At 73.8% G+C, this 18,402-nt stretch carries 17 protein-coding genes; 9 read left to right on the top strand and 8 right to left on the bottom strand.

All coding sequences use genetic code 11. The features are described 5' to 3' along the window. Positions 1-69: 69 nt before the first annotated feature. The 3 genes from ACH4TG_RS14590 to ACH4TG_RS14580 are packed head-to-tail and all read right to left on the bottom strand — an operon-like array spanning position 70 to position 3,286. Positions 70-870, bottom strand: coding sequence for a hypothetical protein (locus tag ACH4TG_RS14590; protein ID WP_398242572.1), 801 nt, complete (start codon positions 868-870; stop codon positions 70-72). Then, positions 867-2,348 carry a hypothetical protein gene (locus tag ACH4TG_RS14585; protein ID WP_398242571.1) on the bottom strand — a complete coding sequence of 494 codons (1,482 nt, stop codon included), beginning with the start codon at positions 2,346-2,348 and terminating at the stop codon, positions 867-869. The genes ACH4TG_RS14590 and ACH4TG_RS14585 overlap by 4 nt, the downstream gene beginning before the upstream one ends. Further along, positions 2,345-3,286: an ABC transporter ATP-binding protein gene (locus tag ACH4TG_RS14580; protein WP_398242570.1), complete on the bottom strand. Its 942-nt coding sequence runs from the start codon at positions 3,284-3,286 to the stop codon at positions 2,345-2,347. The genes ACH4TG_RS14585 and ACH4TG_RS14580 overlap by 4 nt, the downstream gene beginning before the upstream one ends. Before the next feature lie 120 nt (positions 3,287-3,406). Between ACH4TG_RS14580 and ACH4TG_RS14575 the strand changes: the two genes are divergently transcribed. Then, positions 3,407-4,675 (top strand): sensor histidine kinase, encoded by a 1,269-nt coding sequence (locus tag ACH4TG_RS14575; protein WP_398242569.1) that lies wholly within the window; start codon positions 3,407-3,409, stop codon positions 4,673-4,675. After that, complete coding sequence (locus ACH4TG_RS14570) at positions 4,672-5,379, top strand: response regulator (RefSeq protein ID WP_398242568.1); 708 nt, start codon at positions 4,672-4,674, stop codon at positions 5,377-5,379. Before ACH4TG_RS14575 ends, ACH4TG_RS14570 begins: the two co-directional genes overlap by 4 nt. A gap of 253 nt (positions 5,380-5,632) precedes the next feature. Here ACH4TG_RS14570 and ACH4TG_RS14565 read toward each other — a convergent pair whose 3' ends face one another. Next, the gene (locus tag ACH4TG_RS14565; protein ID WP_398242567.1) at positions 5,633-6,949 is read right to left on the bottom strand and encodes a benzoate/H(+) symporter BenE family transporter; all 1,317 of its coding nucleotides are present in this window, start codon (positions 6,947-6,949) and stop codon (positions 5,633-5,635) included. A gap of 130 nt (positions 6,950-7,079) precedes the next feature. Between ACH4TG_RS14565 and ACH4TG_RS14560 the strand changes: the two genes are divergently transcribed. Beyond that, positions 7,080-7,679: a helix-turn-helix domain-containing protein gene (locus ACH4TG_RS14560; protein ID WP_398242566.1), complete on the top strand. Its 600-nt coding sequence runs from the start codon at positions 7,080-7,082 to the stop codon at positions 7,677-7,679. Positions 7,680-7,759: 80 nt separating this feature from the next. On the opposite strand, the gene ACH4TG_RS14555 is transcribed toward ACH4TG_RS14560, so the two are convergent. From ACH4TG_RS14555 to ACH4TG_RS14545, 3 genes are all read right to left on the bottom strand, one after another. After that, positions 7,760-8,176 (bottom strand): SHOCT domain-containing protein, encoded by a 417-nt coding sequence (locus ACH4TG_RS14555; protein WP_398242565.1) that lies wholly within the window; start codon positions 8,174-8,176, stop codon positions 7,760-7,762. 147 nt (positions 8,177-8,323) lie between these two features. Further along, positions 8,324-9,871 carry an MFS transporter gene (locus ACH4TG_RS14550; protein WP_398242564.1) on the bottom strand — a complete coding sequence of 516 codons (1,548 nt, stop codon included), beginning with the start codon at positions 9,869-9,871 and terminating at the stop codon, positions 8,324-8,326. Between the two features lie 155 nt (positions 9,872-10,026). Then, complete coding sequence (locus ACH4TG_RS14545; protein ID WP_398242563.1) at positions 10,027-11,031, bottom strand: hypothetical protein; 1,005 nt, start codon at positions 11,029-11,031, stop codon at positions 10,027-10,029. 404 nt (positions 11,032-11,435) lie between these two features. Between ACH4TG_RS14545 and ACH4TG_RS14540 the strand changes: the two genes are divergently transcribed. The 4 genes from ACH4TG_RS14540 to ACH4TG_RS14525 all read left to right on the top strand — a co-directional run bounded on the left by ACH4TG_RS14540 (position 11,436) and on the right by ACH4TG_RS14525 (position 15,607). Beyond that, a complete protein-coding gene (locus ACH4TG_RS14540; RefSeq protein WP_398242562.1) occupies positions 11,436-13,916 on the top strand; it encodes a PQQ-dependent sugar dehydrogenase in 2,481 nt (826 codons plus the stop codon). 120 nt (positions 13,917-14,036) lie between these two features. Beyond that, positions 14,037-14,321, top strand: a complete 285-nt coding sequence (locus ACH4TG_RS14535) for a dsRBD fold-containing protein (protein ID WP_398242561.1) — start codon at positions 14,037-14,039, stop codon at positions 14,319-14,321. Positions 14,322-14,690: 369 nt separating this feature from the next. Further along, a complete protein-coding gene (locus tag ACH4TG_RS14530) occupies positions 14,691-15,278 on the top strand; it encodes a hypothetical protein (RefSeq protein WP_398242560.1) in 588 nt (195 codons plus the stop codon). Between the two features lie 194 nt (positions 15,279-15,472). Then, entirely contained in the window at positions 15,473-15,607 is a 135-nt protein-coding gene (locus ACH4TG_RS14525; RefSeq protein ID WP_398242559.1) for a hypothetical protein, read from the top strand. 361 nt (positions 15,608-15,968) lie between these two features. Here the strand turns inward: ACH4TG_RS14525 and ACH4TG_RS14520 are convergent, their stop codons facing one another. Then, positions 15,969-16,166, bottom strand: coding sequence for a DUF1918 domain-containing protein (locus ACH4TG_RS14520; RefSeq protein ID WP_069462468.1), 198 nt, complete (start codon positions 16,164-16,166; stop codon positions 15,969-15,971). A 209-nt stretch (positions 16,167-16,375) separates the two neighbouring features. On the opposite strand from ACH4TG_RS14520, the gene ACH4TG_RS14515 reads away from it, so the two are divergent. Both ACH4TG_RS14515 and ACH4TG_RS14510 read left to right on the top strand, forming a co-directional pair. Next, positions 16,376-17,239, top strand: coding sequence for a DMT family transporter (locus ACH4TG_RS14515; protein WP_398242621.1), 864 nt, complete (start codon positions 16,376-16,378; stop codon positions 17,237-17,239). Positions 17,240-17,380: 141 nt separating this feature from the next. Then, positions 17,381-18,229, top strand: a complete 849-nt coding sequence (locus ACH4TG_RS14510) for a lysozyme (protein WP_398242558.1) — start codon at positions 17,381-17,383, stop codon at positions 18,227-18,229. Positions 18,230-18,402 lie beyond the last annotated feature (173 nt).

Here is an 18,402-nt window from a genome sequence, read left to right as displayed (position 1 = left end):
GACCGATTTCCCCTCGATCTCCGGGCCGTCCGTCCCGGCGGATGCCGCCGGGACGGCCGGACGCCGGTGTCAGCCGTCCCGCCGGACGAGCAGCAGCCAGCCCGTGCCCAGGGCGGCGGCCGCGTAGCCGGCGAGGACGGCGAGCCCGGACCACGGGCCGATCGGTGCGGTGCCCGCACCCGGCACCAGGGACTGCACCGACAGGCCAGCCGACATGGGTGAGACGTCCTGCACCGCGTGCAGCACGCGGTCCGGCATCGGGATGATCCGCGCCGCCAGGAACGGGCCGTAGAGCAGCGCCGCGACGGACCCGGCCGCGGCCGCCTGGTGCCGCAGCACCCAGCCCGCGCCCAGCGACAGCACCGCGACCAGCACCAGATACAGGACGGTGCCCAGCGCCGCCCGCAGCACCGCCGGATCGGAGAGCGCGGCCGGACCCCGGCCGTCCTGCCCGGTGAACCCGCGGGCCAGCAGCACCTGGCGGCCGGCGACCAGCGCGCCGGCCACCCCCAGCAGCGCCGTGCCCAGCACCGCCACCGTCCCCACCACCGCCTTCGCGGCGAGCACCAGGCCGCGTCCGGGCTGCGCGGCGAGCGTCAGCAGGATCACCCGCGGGTGGTACTCGCTGGACACCAGTGTCACCGCGGCGGCCAGCACGGCCAGTTGCGCCAGATACGCCCCCGACAGGATCAGTGCCGTGGTGTCCGGCAGCGAGCAGCCGGGACCCCCCGGAGGGCAGGTGGGGGGCCGCTGCGTGACGGCCACCAGGGCCCCGGCCCCCGCCATCACCCCGGTGACCGCGACCAGCGTCCACAACTGGGCCGGCACGCTCACCAGCTTGGTCCACTCCGCGTGCAGCGCGCGCCTCATGCGTCACGCCGCCGCTGCAGCCAGAACGCGGCGCCCAGTGCCGCCGCCGTGTACGCGGCGAGCACCGCGAACCCCTGCCACGGCCCGGTCGCGTTCTCGAACAGCGGCTGCGTCTGCCGGATCGCCGCACCCGCCACCGGCGTGGCCCTGCCCACCCACAGATCGGCGCCCACCGAGGTCACCTGGGCCACCAGCGGGATCACCACCAGCACGGTGAACAGCAGGATCACCGCCGCCGCCGTCCGCCGCACGATCACCCCGACCGCCAGGCTGAGCAGCGCGATCAGCGCCAGGAAGGCGGCGGTGCCGACCACCGCGCGCAGCACCAGGGGATCGGTCAGCGACCGCTGGGGGAAGATGGGCGGCCCGTAGCCGTTCCTGCGCTGGATCGGCAGGGAGACGACATAGGAGACCGCGCAGGCGACCAGCCCGGCCACGAAGACCCCGGCCGCCACCACGACCGCCTTGGCGGCGAGCACCCGGCCGCGGTGCGGGCTGACCGTGAACGTGGTGCGGATGGTGCGGGTCCGGTACTCCGAGGTCATCGCCAGCACGCCGAGGGCGATGACGGCGAACAGGCCGATCTGCACGCCGCTGAGCGTCGAGGCGACCGTGTCGTCCTGCCCGTCCTGCGCGACCCCGCCCACCCCGGGGGTGCCGAGGTCGCCGCTGCCGGTGACGGTGAACGTCTGCCCGGTCCGGTGCAGCGTGCCCGGCGCGGCGGCCGGCAGCTGCGTACCCGGCGGCCCGGGCGGCTGCACCACATCGGTGAGTTGCCAGCTGTCCGCGGCGGAGGCGCCCGTGTCCCCGGCGCCGGAAGCCGCAGGCGCGGCCCCCGACGCCGCCGTCACATGGGCGAACACCGCGCGGCCGGTGGTGGCACGCGCGGTGCCCACCACCTTGCCCGGGCCCGCCCAGCGCGACGTGGCGGTCTCCGGCGAGGCGACGAACAGCCCGGCCTCCGCGGTCGCGGGCAGCCCGGTGTCGGGAACGGTGCCCACCTTGCTCCAGGTGCGGCCGTCGGCCGACTCCCAGCCCGTCACCTCGTGGCCGGAGCGGGACAGCCGCAGCCAGTACGGGGCCGCGGCGCCGCCGCTGCCGGTCAGCTCCTCGGTACCGCCGCGCGCCTGCATCCGCACGCCGTGGCCGGGGGTGAGCATCAGCGACACGGACGGCGAGCCGCCGGCCGTGCCGGACCTGAGCATCAGCCCGGCCTTCGCCCACGGGGCGCTGTCCGCCTGCCCGGTGAGCTGTGCCGTCACCGTGACGTCGCCGGCGGCCGGGCGGTGCACGAAGGCGAAGCCGTCCAGCCGGGCGGGTCCGCCGTAACTGGTGTGCCCGCCCTGGGCGGTGAGCACCCCGATCAGCACCACCAGGGCGACGGTGGCCAGCAGCGCGGCGCCGGTGCTGCGCACCGACCGCAGCTTGGCCCACTCGGCGCGTACGGCCCGCAGCAGGGAGGTCGTCGACGTGGTCACGGCCGGATCTCCTCGGCGTCGTGCCCGTGCGCCCGGAACTCCGTGGCGTCGCGGGTCAGGTCCAGATACGCCTCCTCCAGCGAGGCGCGGTGCGGGGCCAGGGCCGAGAACGGCACGGCTCCGCCGTTGAGTTCGGCGGCCACCCGTTCCGCGGGCAGCCCGGAGACGGTCAGCGCGTCGGCGCCGAGCACCGACACGGTCGCGCCGGCCGCCGCCAGCACCGTCATGGCGTCGGTCCGGCGCGAGGTGTGCAGCACGATCCGGTCGCCGGACGCGGCGGAGAGCAGCGCGTCCACCGCGGTGTCCGCCAGCAGCCGTCCGCGGCCGATCACGATCACATGGTCGGCGGTGTCCTGCAGTTCGCTCATCAGGTGGCTCGACACCAGCACCGTGCGGCCCTCCGCGGCCAGCGACCTGAGCAGGCCGCGGATCCACCGGATGCCGTCCGGGTCCAGGCCGTTCACCGGCTCGTCCAGGATCAGCACCCGCGGGTCGCCGAGCAGCGCACCGGCGATCCCCAGCCGCTGGCGCATGCCCAGCGAGAACCCGCCCGCCCGCTTGCCCGCCGCCGGCGCCAGGCCGACGAGGTCGAGCACCTCGTCCACCCGCCCGGCCGGCAGCCCGTTGTAGCGGGCCTGCCAGAGCAGATGGGCGCGGGCCCGGCGGCCGGGATGGACCGCCTCCGCGTCCAGCAGCGCGCCGACCGACCGCAGCGGGTCGTGCAACTCCCGGTAGGGCCGGCCGCCGATGAGCGCGCTGCCGCCGTCGGGCGCGTCCAGGCCGAGCATCATCCGCAGCGTGGTCGACTTGCCGGCGCCGTTCGGCCCGACGAAACCGGTGACCGTCCCAGGCCGCACGGTGAACGACAGCGAATCCACCGCCGCCGTGTTCCCGTAGGTCTTGCTGAGATCGCTGACCGCGATCGTCCATTCCGTCATGGCCTCGACGCTACTGACGGCGACCGCCGCTGCCGTCCCGCTCACGGGGAGTCCTCGCCGGCCCCGCCATCCCCCGCGCGGGGGACGCGACCTGCCGGAACCGCTGCGGATAATGGCCTGATGACCCCGATGCCGCTGCCGAAGCGCCTGGTCGGACGCTGTGCGGCGGCACTGCGCCGGGCCGCGGGCGCCCCCGACCTGCCACTCGTCGCGGCGGCGACGCTGGGCACGCTGGGCCTGGCGCAGGCGGCGGCCGCGGCGAACGGCGTGGGTCCGGCCCGGACCGGCTCCCTGACGATCGCCGGCACCCTGGCCCTGGCCCTCGGCTCGACCGCGCCGCTGGCGTTCGCCCGCTCCCACCTGGTGCCGGCTTCTGCCGCGATCGCCGCCGCCGTACTGCTGGCGCCGCTCAGCGGAGAGCTGCCCGCGGTCGCCGGACTCGCCGCGCTCGCCGCCGTGCTGTTCCTGCTGGGCCTGCGCCGCCCCCCGGTGACCGCCCTGCTGGCCACCGTCCCGTTCGTGGCCTACGCGGTCGGCGCGGGGGCGGGCCGGCCCGGCGGCAAGCCATGGGCCGTCGGCATGCTGGCCGGCACCGCCGCCGCGGCGGCGCTCGGCGCGCACCGCAGGTCCCGGCGGGCCGCGGCGGCCCGGGCGGCGGCCGACTGGGCGTACGCGGACACCCTGCTGCAGCACGCGGCGCGCGGCGAACGCACCCGGATCGCCCGCGAGTTGCACGACATCGTGGCCCATCACATCAGTGCCCTGTCGGTGCAGGCCGAGACGGCCCGGCTCACCACGCCGGGACTGCCGCCCGAGGGCGCCGCGAAACTCCTGGCGATCGGCGAGACCGCCCGCGAGGCGCTGACCGAGATGCGCCGCCTCCTCGGAGTACTGCGCGAGGACGGCGGGGGAGACGGCGACGACCGCACCGGCCGGCCCGTACGCGCGGACCGCCGGACGGCGGGTCCTCGCCCGGCACGCCGACCGCAGCCGGGCCTCGACCAGTTGCTCGCCCTGGTCGACCAGGCCCGCGACGCGAGCGGCACGGTCGTCCGGCTCACCGTCCGCGGCACGGTCCGGCCCCTGGACCCGGGCGTCGAGCTGGCCGCCTACCGCATCGCGCAGGAGGCGCTGACCAACTCCCGCCGGCACGCGCCGGGTTCCGCGGTGGACGTGGAACTGCACTACGCGGACGAGGAGTTGCGGGTGACGGTCCGCGACAGCGGGCCCGGCGGGGCGCCGGCGGCCGGCGGCCACGGGCTGATCGGCATGCGCGAGCGCACCGCGATGGCCGGCGGCACCCTGGCCGCGGGACCCGGGCCGGTCACCGGCTTCGTCGTCGAGGCCCGGCTGCCGCTCGACTCGGCCGGCGACCGGCGGGCGGCATGAACGCGCCCGAACCGGTGGGCGCCGCCGCCCCGGTACGCATCCTGGTGGTCGACGACCAGGACATCGTCCGCGCCGGGTTCGCCGCGCTGCTGGACAGCCAGCCCGACTTCGAGGTGGTCGGCAGCGCGGCCGACGGCGCCGCCGCGCTCCGGCTCTGCGACGCGCTGCGGCCCGACATCGTGCTGATGGACGTGCGGATGCCGGTGCTCGACGGCATCGAGGCGGCCCGGCGCATCACCGGACGGCCGGGCGGGGTTCCGCGCATCATCATGCTCACCACCTTCGACCTCGACGAGCACGTCTACGACGCGCTGGCCGCCGGAGCCAGCGGGTTCCTGCTCAAGGACATGGCGGCCGAGCGGCTCTTCGACGCCGTGCGCGTCGTCGCGTCCGGCGAGGCGCTGCTCGCGCCGACCGTCACCCGGCGGCTGATCGGCGAGTTCGTCAGGATGCGGCCGCAGGTCGCGGCCTCCGGGGCGGCGCTCGCCGCGCTCACCCCGCGGGAGACGGACACGCTGCGGCTGGTCGCCGAGGGACTGTCCAACGCGGAGATCGCCGAGCGCCTGGTGGTCAGCGCGGAGACCGTCAAGACCCACGTCAGCCGGGTGCTGGGCAAACTCGGCGCCCGGGACCGGGCGCAGGCGATCGTGCTCGCCTACGAGCACGGGCTGGTGGTGCCGGGCCGCCGCACCGACGCCGGGTGAGTTCCTCCGGTCCGCCCGCCGCCGCGGCGCCGGACAGGAGACGACGGACCGAAGGGCACGCCGGTGTCCGGAGCGGGGACGCGCGCGGGCCCCGGGGGCGGTGGGGCCGGGCACGTTCTGCCGGGCAGGCACCGGGTCCGAGGGCGGGCAGGGACGGACCGAAGGGCACGCCGGTGTCCGGAGCGGGGACGCGCGCGGGCCCCGGGGGCGGGGAGGCGACGGGCTGGCACAGGACGGCGCTGCGGTCGGGGCGTCAGGCGCCGGTCGAGCCCGCCGGCACCGAGGACCCCGGCGCGCCGTCGCCGGTCGGGCCGCCCGGCGAGGGCGACCCGCCGGCCTCGTCAGCGACCGCGGTCCGTTCGGGCGCCGGCCCCGGCGCACCCGGGCGGCGCCCCGGGACAGGCAGGCGCGCGGCGAGCAGCGTGCACACCCCGGCGAGCAGTCCCCAGAAGGCCGAGCCGATGCCCAGCAGCGTCATGCCGGACGCGGTGGCCAGGAACGTCACCACCGCGGCCTCCCGGTGCCGTTCGTCGCCCAGGGCGGTGTGCAGCGAGCTGCCGATCGTGCCCAGCAGCCCGATCCCCGCGATGCCCAGCACCAGTTCGCGCGGCATCGCCGTCAGCAGGGCGCCGATCGTGCCGCCGAGCGCGGCCACGCACAGATAGAAGACGCCCGCCCAGACCGCCGCCAGGTACCGGCGGGACCGGTCCGGGTGGGCCTGCTCGCCCGTGCAGATCGCGGCGGTGATCGCCGCCAGGTTCAGGCCGAACGCGCCGAACGGCGCGAGCACCGCGTTGACCGCGCCGGTCCAGCCGAGCAGCGGCGAGACCGGCACGTCGTAGCCGGAGTTGCGCAGTACCGCGACGCCCGGGAGGTTCTGGCCGGTCATCGTCACCACGTACAGCGGGATGCCGACGCTGAGCAGCACCCGCCAGTCCAGATCGGGAGTGGTGAAGACAGGCGCCGGGGCGGACAGCCGCAGACCGGCGGTGTGCCAGCCGCCGGTGACGGTGGTGGCGGCCACCCCGACCGCGAGCGCCGCCAGCACCGCGTAGCGGGGAAGCAGCCGGCGGGCGAGCAGATAGGCGGCGAACATCGGGAAGGCCACCGCGAACCGGCCGTGCATCGCCGTGAACAGGTCGGTGCCGAACTGCAGCAGCACCCCGGCCAGCAGCGCGGCGGTCAGCGGGACGGGGAGGGCGTCCATGACCCTGGCGAACCACCCGGTGACCCCGCTGACCAGGATGAGCAGGGACGACAGCAGGAACGCCCCCACCGCCTGGGACATCGGCACCCCCACCAGACCGGTGGCCAGCAGCGCCGCGCCCGGGGTGGACCAGGCGGTGACGATCGGGGTGCGGTAGCGCAGCGAGAGCCCGATGGAGGTGACCCCCAGGCCCAGGCCGAGCGCGAACATCCAGGAGGCCAGCTCGGAGGCGTCCGCGCCGGCCGCCCTGGCCGCGCTGAACACCACGGCGGCGGAACTGGTGACACCGACCAGCACCGTCACCAGACCTGCGGTGACGGCGGGCGCGGGCGCGGCGGAGCGCAGGGACGCAAGGACCTTCATGACACTTCCGGGCGGCTAGGGTTCCGTTTACGGAACGTTCCGTATGCGGAACACTAGGCTTGGCCCGGTGCAGCCGTCAACGGGCATCGACCGGCCGGATGTCCGGCGGGCAGGCGGGACTGGGAGAGGTATGGAGCTGAACGAACGCGTCGGCCGGCGGCTGCGGCAGCTGCGGGAGGAGCGCGGCCTGAGCCTGTCCGCGCTGGCCCGGCAGTCCGGCACGGGCAAGGCCACCCTCTCCGAGCTGGAAGCGGGCCGCAGGAACCCCACCCTGGAGACCCTCTACGCGCTCACCACCGCACTGGGCATCGCGCTCAGCGCGGTGCTCACCGACGAGGACGGGACCCCGCACGGCTCGCCCGGGCCCGGCCTCCCGCTCAGCGCGGTCCTCACGCCCGGCGCGGCACGGGCCGGCATCTCCGGCGAGGCCGTCACCGCCGTGCTCACCGAGCGCTTCGAGGACGCCGACGCCGTCACCGACGTCTTCAGGATCCGCATCCGGGCGGGCGCCCGCCAGGAGTCGGCCGCGCACATCCCCGGGACCGAGGAGCACCTGATGGTGCTCGCCGGCACCGCGGTCGTGGGCGATCCCGCGGCCCCGCAGACGGCCGGCCCCGGGGCGCACGCCTCCTGGAGCGCGGACCGCGCCCACCTGTACAGCGCACCGCACGGCGACGTGGAGGCCGTGCTGTTCGTCCGCTACCGGCTGGCGGCGCCCACCCCTTCGTGACACGGCGTGACACGAAGGTGGGCCGGCCTCGCGGCCGGCCCACCCGGGGACGTGCGCCGGCCGTGCCGGCCGGCTCTCCGTCAGGAGAGCACCTTCTGCTTGGCCTTCTGGAACTCCTCCTCCGACAGGGTTCCGTCGGCGCGCAGTTGCGCCAGCCGGTCGAGCTGGTCGGTGTGGCTGGCGCCGCCCTGGGTGCCGGCGGTCTTGCGGATGTAGCTGTCGAACGCCTTCTGCTGCTGTTCGACGTGGTGCTGCTCGCGCCGGCCCATGCCGGTGCCGCGGGCGACGACGTACACGAAGACGCCGAGGAACGGCAGCAGCAGCACGAACAGCAGCCATCCGGTCTTGGCCCAGCCGCTCATCGAGTCGTCCCGGAAGATGTCGACGACGATCCGGAACAGCAGGAAGATCCACAGAACCCACAGGAAGACCCACATGGCCGTCCAGAAGGCGCCGAGAACGGGATAGTCGTAAGCCAGGTACACATGTCCGCCCATGATCCACTCCCGGGTGCTGCCCTTCGCGGTATAGGGCGAAAGGGTGCCGATAGGACACATTCATCATCAGCGTCACCCTCATGGTCCACAACCGGAGCCCGGCGGGGCCGGTCTCCGGCCCTCGTCCCACCGTGCGGGACCTGGGCGTCAGCCCTCCCGGGACGCCGTCCCGGCGGCCGAGCCCGTGGTGCCGGCAGGCCCCGGCAGGACCGCGTCCGCGGAGACCGGGGTGGCGGCCGCGCGCTCCAGGTCGTCGCCGCGCACCGGCTCCGGCAGGACCTGTTCGCCGACGCGGGCCGGGATGAGCAGCGCGGCCAGGAACGCCAGCACCGTCGCGCCGGCCAGGGCCGCGAAGCCCCAGGCGTACCCGGACTCGTCGGGCAGGCCGCCGGGACCGGTACGGGCGGTGACGATGCCGGCCATCAGCGCCGCGCCGACCGCGCCGCCGATGGTGCGGATGTTGGCGTTCATGCCGCTGGCCACGCCGGTCTGGTGCGCCGGCACCGCCTGCACGACCAGGCTCGACATGGCGGCGAAGGCCAGCCCGAAGCCCACGCCGAGCACGCCGGTGGCCAGGCACAGCTCCCACACGTGGTCGTGCGCGAAGGCCATCAGCAGGAACGGCGGGACGGCGATCAGGCTGCCGGCCACCACCAGCGCCTTGGCGCCGAACCGGGCCGCGAGCCGCCCGGAGGCGGCGCCGACCGCGAACATCGTCAGCGGCCACGGCAGCATGATCAGGCCGGACGCGGTGACGCTCGCCCCGAAGCCGTAGCCGGCCTGCGAGGGCGTCTGCAGGAACTGCGGCAGGAAGCCGAACGTCGCGTACATCCCGACGCCCACCATCAGGGCCACCAGGTTCGACGTCCACACCGCGGGAATCCCCATCATCCGCAGGTCCACCAGCGGTGTCGCGGCGCGGCGCTCGGCCGCGATCCAGCCCGCCGCCAGCACCACCGCGGCGCCGAGCAGGCCCAGGACGCGCCCGGAGGCCCAGCCCCACACCGAGCCCTCGCTGAGCGCGAGCAGCAGCGCGACCAGCCATGCCGAGAGCAGCACTGCGGGCGTCACGCTGATCCGCCCCCGGGCGTGCGCGGGCGACGCGGGCAGCAGCAGTTGGGCGGCCACACCGGTCGCCACGACGGCGATCAGCGGCAGCCAGAACAGCCAGTGGTAGTCGAGGACGTTGATGATCGGGCCGGCCAGCACGATGCCGAGGCCGCCGCCGACCGCGGTGAGCGCGGCGAGCAGGCCCACGGTAGCGGGCGCGCGGTGCGGCGGGAACTCGTCGCGGGTGATGCCGAAGGCCAGCGGCAGCACGCCGCCGCCGACGCCCTGCAGGACACGGGCCGCGACCAGGACCGTGATGCTGCTCGCCACGGCGGCCAGCAGCAGGCCCGCGGCGAGCGCCGCCAGCGTCAGGACCAGCATCTTCTTCTTGCCGACCGCGTCGCCGACACGGCCGATGATCGGGGTGAAGATGGACGCGGAGAGCAGGTAGGCGGTGAGCACCCAGGTCGCCGAGGTCTGGTCGGTGTGCATCGCCTGCTGGACGGTGGCGAGGACGGGCACCACCAGCGACTGGAGCAGGGCGTATGCGGAGACCGCCGCGGCCAGCACCAGCAGGGTGACGGGCGAGGCGCGGCGGACGCGGGCGGACGCCGGGGTCGCCGACGCCGTCGGGGATATCGACATGGCCATCTTTCGGGGGACGGGAGCGCCGCGGCGCTCCTCGATGGAAGCGGAGGTCCCTCCGCTTGCCCCGATACTAAGCGGAGGAACCTCCACCTAGCAAAATGCCCGGTGCCCCCACCCGACGAGTCGGGCGGGGGCACCGGGCGTCCCCGAGGTCAGCCGAGGCAGATGATGAGCAGGCAGAGCTGCTGGGGCGGCGGCGTCGACGGCGCGGTGGTCGCCGGGGCGGTGGTCGTCGGCGTGGCCGGGGGAGTGGTCGCGGTGGAGCCCGAGGTGGACCCGCTGTCCGCCGTGGTTCCCGTGGTGCTCGACGGTGCCGGCGGCGCCGTGGTGGTGGTCGGTGCCGGGCGGGTCGACCCGGAGTACGTCACCGGGTGGCCCGAGGGGATCACCGTGGTCGGGATCGACGTGATGCTGTCGGTCCCGGCGTGGGTGCTGCGCGGTGCCGGGCGCGCGGCGGAGTGGTGCTGCTGCGGCGCGACGTGTGTGGGCGCCGCGGTCGGGGCGGCCTGGTCGCTCGGCGCGCTCACCGACGTGTTGTCGGTCTGGAGCGCGGTCGGCGCCTGCGGGTCCGCGGCGGCGGTGGTCGTGCCGTTCCTGCCGGAGTGGCCCTGCATCGACGCCACCGTGACGCCGCCGCCGAACAGCGCGACGGCGGTGGCCGCCGCGGCGCGGCGCCGGTTCTTCTTCCAGCGCGCCATCTGGCGCCGCCGGGCCGCTCGGCCGCGGTGCAGCGTGGGCGCGAGGGACGGCGGCCCGAGCACCGACGGGGTGTCGGATCCCGGCAACTCGTCGTCGGGCCCCGCCGGTTCGGCCGCCGCGAAACCGGGCGCGGACGCCTCGGGCCGCGCGGGCTCGCCGAGCGCGGCGTGCCCGTGGCCGCCGGCCGGGGCGTACCCGTCGTCGAACAGACCCGGGTGGGCGTAGGCGTGCTCGCCGGGGGCGGCGTAGCCCGGAACGTGCACGTCCGGCTGCGGACCTGCGGAGGTGTCCGGGTGCCCCACGGGGCCCAGTCCGTACGACTCCCAGGCCGCGGCGGCCGTGGCGGTAGCGCCCTCGTAGGTGCTGGCGGGCGGGGCTATGTCCGGCGCGTAGGCGCCGCAGCCCGGGCACACCAGAGCCCCGTTGAGGGTCCGACGGCATGAGTAGCAGTAGTCCATTCGCGGTCTTTCTGTGCTGGCTGCGCAGCTGAGGGAGCCTGGTGGCATGTTCACGTTCGCCCGCGATGGGGCAGCGGCACACGCTAACAGCCCCGCCGGGAGAGGATGCGTGCTCCTTGTGATGCTCTTGAAAAGGTTGCACGTCAGTGGCGCCTTGTGGGACTTCGCACAGCCTTCCGCGCCGCGCCCGAAGTGGCGCTTTGCCCCGTTTCGAACCCCGCGCCGGCCCCGCTGTTCCTGACGCCCCGTCAGCCTGTGCGCCACCCCACGACTTCACGGCCGTCACGGTGAACTCCGTTGGGCGCATTGACAGTTAGGAAACTTTCATTACAGTCCCTCGCACCACGGGCGTCGCCGACGCCTGACCGTGATCGTCGGACACCGACTCGAGAGGGATCACCGTCGTGCACGAACACCCGCACATCCTCCGCAGACTCCTGAGCGCCGGTCTGGCCGCGGGGATCGGCCTCGCCGCCCTGCTGTCCACCGGCGCGCCCACCGCGTCCGCCGCCGCCACCCGCTACGAGGCGGAGAACGCGACCATCTCCCAGGGCGTCCTGGAGACCTCGCACACCGGGTACTCCGGAACGGGATACGTCAACGGCGACAACGTCGCCGGCTCGTACGTCCAGTTCACCGTGACCGCGGCCACCGCGGGCACCGCCACGCTCGCGTTCCGCTACGCCAACGGCACCACCGCCGACCGTCCCGCCGACATCGCCGTCAACGGCTCCGTCGCCGCCGCGGCCCGGTCCTTCCCGGCCACCGCCGACTGGAACACCTGGGCCACCGCGACGCTCACCGCCCCGGTGCCGGCCGGCACCAGCACCGTCCGGCTCACCGCGACCACGGCCGGCGGCCTGCCGAACCTGGACTACCTCGACGTCACGGTGGCCGCCGCTCAGCCCAGCACCGACTACCAGGCCGAGGACGCGACCATCGCCCAGGGCGCCGTCGTCACCAACCACACCGGCTACACCGGCACCGGGTTCGTGGACTTCACCAATGTCACCGGCTCCTCGATCACCTTCACCGTCGCCGCCGCCACCGCGGGCAGCGCGAGCCTGGCCTTCCGGTATGCCAACGCCGGCGGCGCGGACCGTCCGATGACCGTCACCGTCAACGGCAAGGCGGTCGCGTCGCCGCTGTCGTTCCCGGTCACCGCGGACTGGAACACCTGGGCGACCAGGACGGTCACCGCCCCGCTGACCGCCGGCACCAACACGGTCACGGCGACCGCGACCACCGCCGCCGGCGGGCCCAACCTCGACAAGCTCACCGTCGGCACCGCCGCCGACACCCAGCCGCCCACCACCCCCGGCGCGACCAGCTGCAGCGCCGTCACCGAGGACAGCATCACCCTCCACTGGGGTGCGTCCACCGACGACGTCGGCGTCGCGGCATACGACGTGTACGAGCACGGCAACAAGCTGGGCGAGGCGCCCGGCACCGCGACGAGCAGGACGATCGGCGGGCTCACCGCCGACACCGCCTACTCGCTGGCGGTCATCGCCCGCGACGCGGCCGGCAACACCTCGGCCGCGACCACGCCGCTCACCTGCACCACGCTGCCCAGCTCCGACACCTCACCGCCCAGCGCGCCGGCCGGTCTCGGGTACTCCGCGCTCACCGGCACCGGCGTGAAGCTCAGCTGGACCGCGTCCACGGACGACATGGGCGTCACCGCCTACGACGTACGCAGCGGCAGCACCGTGTACACCACGGTCACCGGCACGCCGCCGGCCTCCTCCACGACCCTGACCGGCCTGGCCTGCGACACCCCGTACACCCTCAACGTGGTCGCCAGGGACCAGGCGGGGAACACCTCCGCGCAGAGCAACACCGTCGCCTTCACGACGCCGACCTGCGCGACCGATGGCGGCGCGCCCTCGTCGATCAGCACCCTGTCCTCCGGCTGGACGATCCCGTGGGGCATCGGCTGGCTGCCCGACGGCAAGACCGCCCTCGTCACCGAGCGCGGCGACTACACCGACACCGGCACCGAGGACGGCAAGGTCTGGAGGGTCACGCTCGCCGGCGCCCGCACCTACGTGGGCAGCGTGCCCAACGTGGTCGGCACCAACGGGGAGGGCGGCCTGCTCGGCGTCGCCGTGGACCCGGACTGGACGGCGAACCACTACGTCTACTTCATGCACACCGCGTCCGAGGGCAACCGCGTCGTACGCATGACATACAACGGCACCTCGCTCGGCAACTACACCGTGCTGCTGCAGGGGATCAAGAAGAACCAGTACCACAACGGCGGCCGGCTGGCGTTCGGCCCGGACGGCTATCTGTACGTGGCCACCGGTGAGGCCGAGACGCCGGCGCTCGCCCAGGACAAGAGCTCCCTGAACGGCAAGATCCTGCGGATGACCACGACCGGGCAGCCCGCGCCCGGCAACCCCTTCGGCACCTACGTCTACAGCTACGGCCACCGCAACCCGCAGGGCCTGGCCTTCGACCGCAACGGCCGCCTGTGGGAAGCGGAGTTCGGCAACAGCTCCTACGACGAGCTCAACCTGATCAAGCCCGGCAAGGACTACGGCTGGCCGACCTGCGAAGGCACCTGCTCCACCGCGGGCATGACCAACCCCAAGGCGACCTGGCCGGTGAACCAGGCATCGCCCAGCGGCATCGCCATCGTCCGCAACGTCGTCTACATGGCCGCGCTGCGCGGCGAGCGGCTGTGGCGCATCCCGATCAGCGGCGACACCGAGAACGTGGGCGCGCCCAGCGCGTACTACGTCGGCACCTACGGCCGGCTGCGCACGGTCGCGAAGGTGCCCGGCGCCGACCAGCTGTGGCTGACCACCACCAACGCCGACAACAACGGCAAGCAGCCCGACGGCAGCGACCGGATCCTGCGGGTCTCCATCGGCTGACGTGCGGCGTTCCTTCCCCCCTCCGCCCCCCTCCTTCCGCCGACCTCCCCGATCGGCCCGGGCGCGCGATGCTGGAAGGAGGGGGGTGCGCCGATCAGGCCGAACAGAAGGGACAGCGCGATGACGGACGACAAGGGCTCGGGCCCCGCACGTACCAAGACCTGGACCCTGCGGATGGACGTGTTCGAGGAGGACGAGGACGTCACCAAGGTCGACGCCGCTCTGGACACCGGTGAACGGACCCTGACCAGCAGGTCCAGCGCCCACCGCAACCCGCACGACCCGCCCGTCCCGTCGATCGGGGACGAGTACGCGGCCGGGCGCGCCCTGCTGGACCTCGGAAAGCAGCTGCTGCGGGAGGGCACCACGGACGCCGCGGCGAACGACAAGCACGAGAAGGGCTGACCGCCATTGCGTGACCGGGGGGTGGATTGGCCTGCGTTTCCGGCCGGCTGATTATCCAGCCAATAACACTGGCCTCTCGGTATCCCCTTCATGTCACCCGTTACCGGCCGGGGCCGACCGGCCGGCGGTCGCTCATGTATGCGAGAAATGCCCTCGGCCTGCGGCGACGCGCAGCGGCTGAGGATTCTCCGCATCCCTTCATGATTATCACCGTGCCCCCTCCTGCGTATTCTTCCGGAACGTGGCGAACGATCATGAAATGTGGGCTATCGTCGCGCCAAGTCAGATTCCGGAGGCAAACCGATGACTGCGATTGAGGATGCGCAGGCACGCCCGCGGACGCGGACGGATGCGTTCTACAAACTGGCCGTGGGGGCCATCGAGGCGGAAAAGGATCCAGAAGCGGCGGCCGAGCGGATCGCCGAGGCGCACGAGTCCGAGCGGACCGCCTGGGACGCGCGCTGGCGCGGCACGCAGGCCGAGGCGTCCCAGATGTCCGCCGAGCTGCGGCGCAGGGTGGAGATGCTGGGGCACGCCGCGAACGTCACCAGCCGTGAGCTGGCGGCCACCGTCGAGATGTCGGCGACGTTGACCCACCAGGCGCAGCTGCTCGGCCGGTTGCGGGCCACCGCCCAGCAGGCACTGGACGGCACGATGTCCGCCGTCGACGTGCTCGCGCTGCTGAGCGAGGAAGTGCCCGAGCCGCAGATCCAGCCCATGGTCGTCGGCTTCGTCGCCGACACGCGGTACCGCGGCGGGCAGTTCGTGTCCACGACGGGGGACGTGATGATGGTGTACCCGTTCGTGGGATTCTCGCTCGTCGTGCAGGCGCCCGGCGCGGGGGCCGAGATCGAACCGACCTTTCTGGTGGAGGGCAGGGCGCTGTGCCGATCGGCCATCCAGATGGAACGCGGGCTGATGCTGCAGGGCACGCTGCTGCCCATGATGGGGCGATAGCCCGGCGGATATCCCCGTCATCGCGCAGGTGCCTCGGCGACGGCCGGGGCACCGCGCCCCTTTCTGCGGACCCGGATCGATGGATCGGGTCCTTTTTCTACCGAGGCGCATTTTCGAAAAGAGCCGTCATGAATGGACGTGGAAGACCCCACCAAAGAAAAACACAGCGTAATATCAGAGGAACCGCGGGCGAGGTGTTCCTGGTCGGTATGGACCGGCAGGGAATCGTGCGGATCAGCCGTTCCGTCGACGCCCGCACCCTTGGCCTGTACCTGCACGAGATCGCCGACGACCTGCTCGCGGGGCGGGGCTCCTGGCCGGTCAGCTGAGCCGTCGTGCCACCTCCGGACCGCCCGGTGCAGCCCGGTCGCACCCGCGATGCCCCCGCATATGCCCGGTGCGTATGGCTATTCCGGCCGCCGGGTGCAAAAAGAGGGAGCCCTTTCGAGAGACCGCGCCGGGCGTTCCGGAGGCAACCAGAGCCCGGCGCGGCCTGAGAGGGCGCCCGTAAGTGCCCGATCCCACCGGCAGCTTACTAGGCAGGCGAACGCGGCCGGAAGAATGCGCGGCATTCTGCCGATCAATTGCCCGGGTCCCCGGCGCCCAGCGATCAACTGTGATAAACCCGTCGCCCCGCGGACGCGCTCCGCGGGGCGACGGACCGTTTGCCGGCGAGCGCTGCGCCGGCGGTCACATGGGCCGCGGTGCCCCCGACTCGACCACGCAGTCCGACCCGGGGACGACCTCGGCCTCGCGGCCGTCCTCGAAGCGGATGCGGTAGGGCGGGTCGCCTTCGCGGCCGAGAACTTCCAGAACCTTCGCGCGGTGCTCCGGCGTGCCCACCGTGCGCCCGGTGAACCGCAGGACATCGCCTTTGTGTACCCGCATGGGCCTCTCCCTCGTCGAAGCCTTCGGTAATTCGACGGTACTCGCGCTCCCACTCGACGGCCAACGCCGTCGATCGGGTGACGGCGGGGCGCCTCGGCGGGCCGATCACCCGGCGGACCGGCCTGGGCCGCGATGCTGGAGGCGACACCGTCCTGATCCGGGACCGCCCTCGGCGCCGTCCCGGGACACCTGCGCCGCGGGAGGCCGACCTGCTGGTCCTGAGCGTGATCTTCGCGCTGCTCGGCGCGGCCAGCAACGCGACCGGAACGGTGCTGCAGCGCAAGGCCGCCCTGGCGGTGCCGCCCGAGGACGCGCTGCGCCCGCGGCTGCTGGTGGACATGCTCCACCAGTCGGTGTTCCTGCTCGGCATCCTCGGGGTGATCGGGGCGGCGCTCTTCCAGGCCCTGGCGCTGGTGTCGGGACCGCTGGCCCTTGCCCAGCCGCTGTTCATCCTGGAGTTGCCGTTCGCCCTGCTCATCGCACTGCCGCTGCTCCACCGCACGCTGCCGCGCTCGGGCTGGATCGCCGTCGGCTGCATGGTCGTCGGGCTGGCGGTCGGGCTGGCCTGCGCGGCGCCCGACGGCGGTACCGCGCAGGCCTCGCTGGCCCGGTGGATCCCGGCGTGCATCGTCTGCGCCGGCCTCGTCGCCGCCGCCGTGCTGCTCGCCCGGCACCGCCCGTCGGGGGCGCCGCGCGCCGCCCTGCTCGGCACGGCCGCCGCGGTGGCGAACGCGCTGACCGCCGCGCTGATGAAGTCCGCCGCCAACACCTTCTCCGACCACGGCTTCGGCGCGTTCATCACCGCCTGGCAGACCTACGGCTTCGCGGTGTGCGGCATCGGCGCGGTCTTCCTGCTGGAGAACGCCCTGCAGTCCGGGTCCATCACCGCCTCGCAGCCCGCCCTGACCCTCGGCGACGCCGTGATCAGCCTCATCCTGGGTGTCACGGTGTACGCCGAGCACATCCGTAGCGGCTGGTGGATCCTGCCGGAGCTGGGGGCGGTCGCGCTCATCACCTTCGGCACCTTCTATCTGTCCAGGGCCGTCCCGCTGACCCGGGAACTCGCCGGCTGAGCCGGCGCCCCACCCGCGGGGCCGGCGGCGCACACGCGTCGTGCTTTTTTTCATACTCCTTGTGTCCGCAGAAGGTTTCCTCCACTCTGGGCGTGCACGCCTGCACCCCCACCTGACCCATGCGTCCCTCCCGGAGGATCCATGTTGAGTTGGCATGCACCCGCCAAGGCGAAGAAGTGCGGTGTCATCGCCGCCGCCGCCCTCGCCTGCGCCGCCCTCGGGGCCGGCGCCGTCCCGGCCGCGGCCGCGACGCCCAGCACCGCGAAGAACCAGATCACGCACCCCGAACTCGACTGGGCGGGCTCGCAGATCGCCAAGCACCAGTCCGGCTCGACCAGCCACCTGGCCGTCACCCCCATGGTCGCCGGCACCCCCGGAATGGACGTCAGCGGTTACCAGGGCAACGTCAACTGGTCGGCCGCCGCGGCCAACGGCGCGAGGTTCGCCTACGTCAAGGCGACCGAGAGCACCACGTACACCAACCCGTACTTCACGCAGCAGTACAACGGGTCCTACAACGCCGGACTCATCCGCGGCGCCTACCACTTCGCCACGCCCAACACCTCCTCCGGCGCCACCCAGGCGGACTACTTCCTGGCCCACGGCGGCGGTTGGTCGAAGGACGGCAAGACGCTGCCCGGCATGCTCGACATGGAGTGGAACCCGTACGGCGCCACCTGCTACGGGCTGTCGGCGTCCGGCATGGTCAACTGGATCCTGTCCTTCAGCAACGAGTACCACGCCAGGACCGGCCGCTGGGTCGTCATCTACACGGCCACCAGCTGGTGGAGCCAGTGCACCGGCAACACCGGCGACTTCTCGTCCACCAACCCGCTGATGCTCGCCAACTACAACGGCAGCCCCGGCACCATGCCGTACAACTGGCCCTACCAGACCATCTGGCAGTACTCGGACAGCGGCGTCTTCCCCGGCGACCAGGACGCCTTCAACGGCGACTTCAGCCGCGTCCAGGCGCTCGCCAACGGCTGAGCCCGCCCGCCTCGGCGGCCCGCAGCGCGGGTCGCCCCGGTCCGTGCCGTGGGGGGCGGGCCCCCCCGCCCCCGCGCCCCCCCCCCCCCCCCCCCCCCCCGCGGGGCCCCCCCCGCCCCCGCCCCCCGCGCCCCCCCCCCCCCCCCCCCGCGCCCACGAGGCCCACCCCGCAC

The sequence above is a fragment of the Streptomyces sp. NPDC020917 genome (assembly GCF_044333795.1).
Taxonomy (GTDB): Bacteria; Actinomycetota; Actinomycetes; order Streptomycetales; family Streptomycetaceae; genus Actinacidiphila.
This window is presented reverse-complemented; position numbering and strand designations above follow the sequence as displayed.

Bases quoted from the DNA above. Each gene is read 5' to 3' on its own strand.
- ACH4TG_RS14575 (WP_398242569.1), top strand. From the start codon at position 3,407: ATGACCCCGATGCCGCTGCCGAAGCGCCTGGTCGGACGCTGTGCGGCG.
- ACH4TG_RS14510 (WP_398242558.1), top strand. From the start codon at position 17,381: ATGTTGAGTTGGCATGCACCCGCCAAGGCGAAGAAGTGCGGTGTCATC.
- ACH4TG_RS14520 (WP_069462468.1), bottom strand. From the start codon at position 16,166: ATGCGGGTACACAAAGGCGATGTCCTGCGGTTCACCGGGCGCACGGTG.
- ACH4TG_RS14570 (WP_398242568.1), top strand. From the start codon at position 4,672: ATGAACGCGCCCGAACCGGTGGGCGCCGCCGCCCCGGTACGCATCCTG.
- ACH4TG_RS14550 (WP_398242564.1), bottom strand. From the start codon at position 9,871: ATGTCGATATCCCCGACGGCGTCGGCGACCCCGGCGTCCGCCCGCGTC.
- ACH4TG_RS14580 (WP_398242570.1), bottom strand. From the start codon at position 3,286: ATGACGGAATGGACGATCGCGGTCAGCGATCTCAGCAAGACCTACGGG.
- ACH4TG_RS14545 (WP_398242563.1), bottom strand. From the start codon at position 11,031: ATGGACTACTGCTACTCATGCCGTCGGACCCTCAACGGGGCTCTGGTG.
- ACH4TG_RS14565 (WP_398242567.1), bottom strand. From the start codon at position 6,949: ATGAAGGTCCTTGCGTCCCTGCGCTCCGCCGCGCCCGCGCCCGCCGTC.
- ACH4TG_RS14560 (WP_398242566.1), top strand. From the start codon at position 7,080: ATGGAGCTGAACGAACGCGTCGGCCGGCGGCTGCGGCAGCTGCGGGAG.
- ACH4TG_RS14590 (WP_398242572.1), bottom strand. From the start codon at position 870: ATGAGGCGCGCGCTGCACGCGGAGTGGACCAAGCTGGTGAGCGTGCCG.
- ACH4TG_RS14535 (WP_398242561.1), top strand. From the start codon at position 14,037: ATGACGGACGACAAGGGCTCGGGCCCCGCACGTACCAAGACCTGGACC.
- ACH4TG_RS14555 (WP_398242565.1), bottom strand. From the start codon at position 8,176: ATGGGCGGACATGTGTACCTGGCTTACGACTATCCCGTTCTCGGCGCC.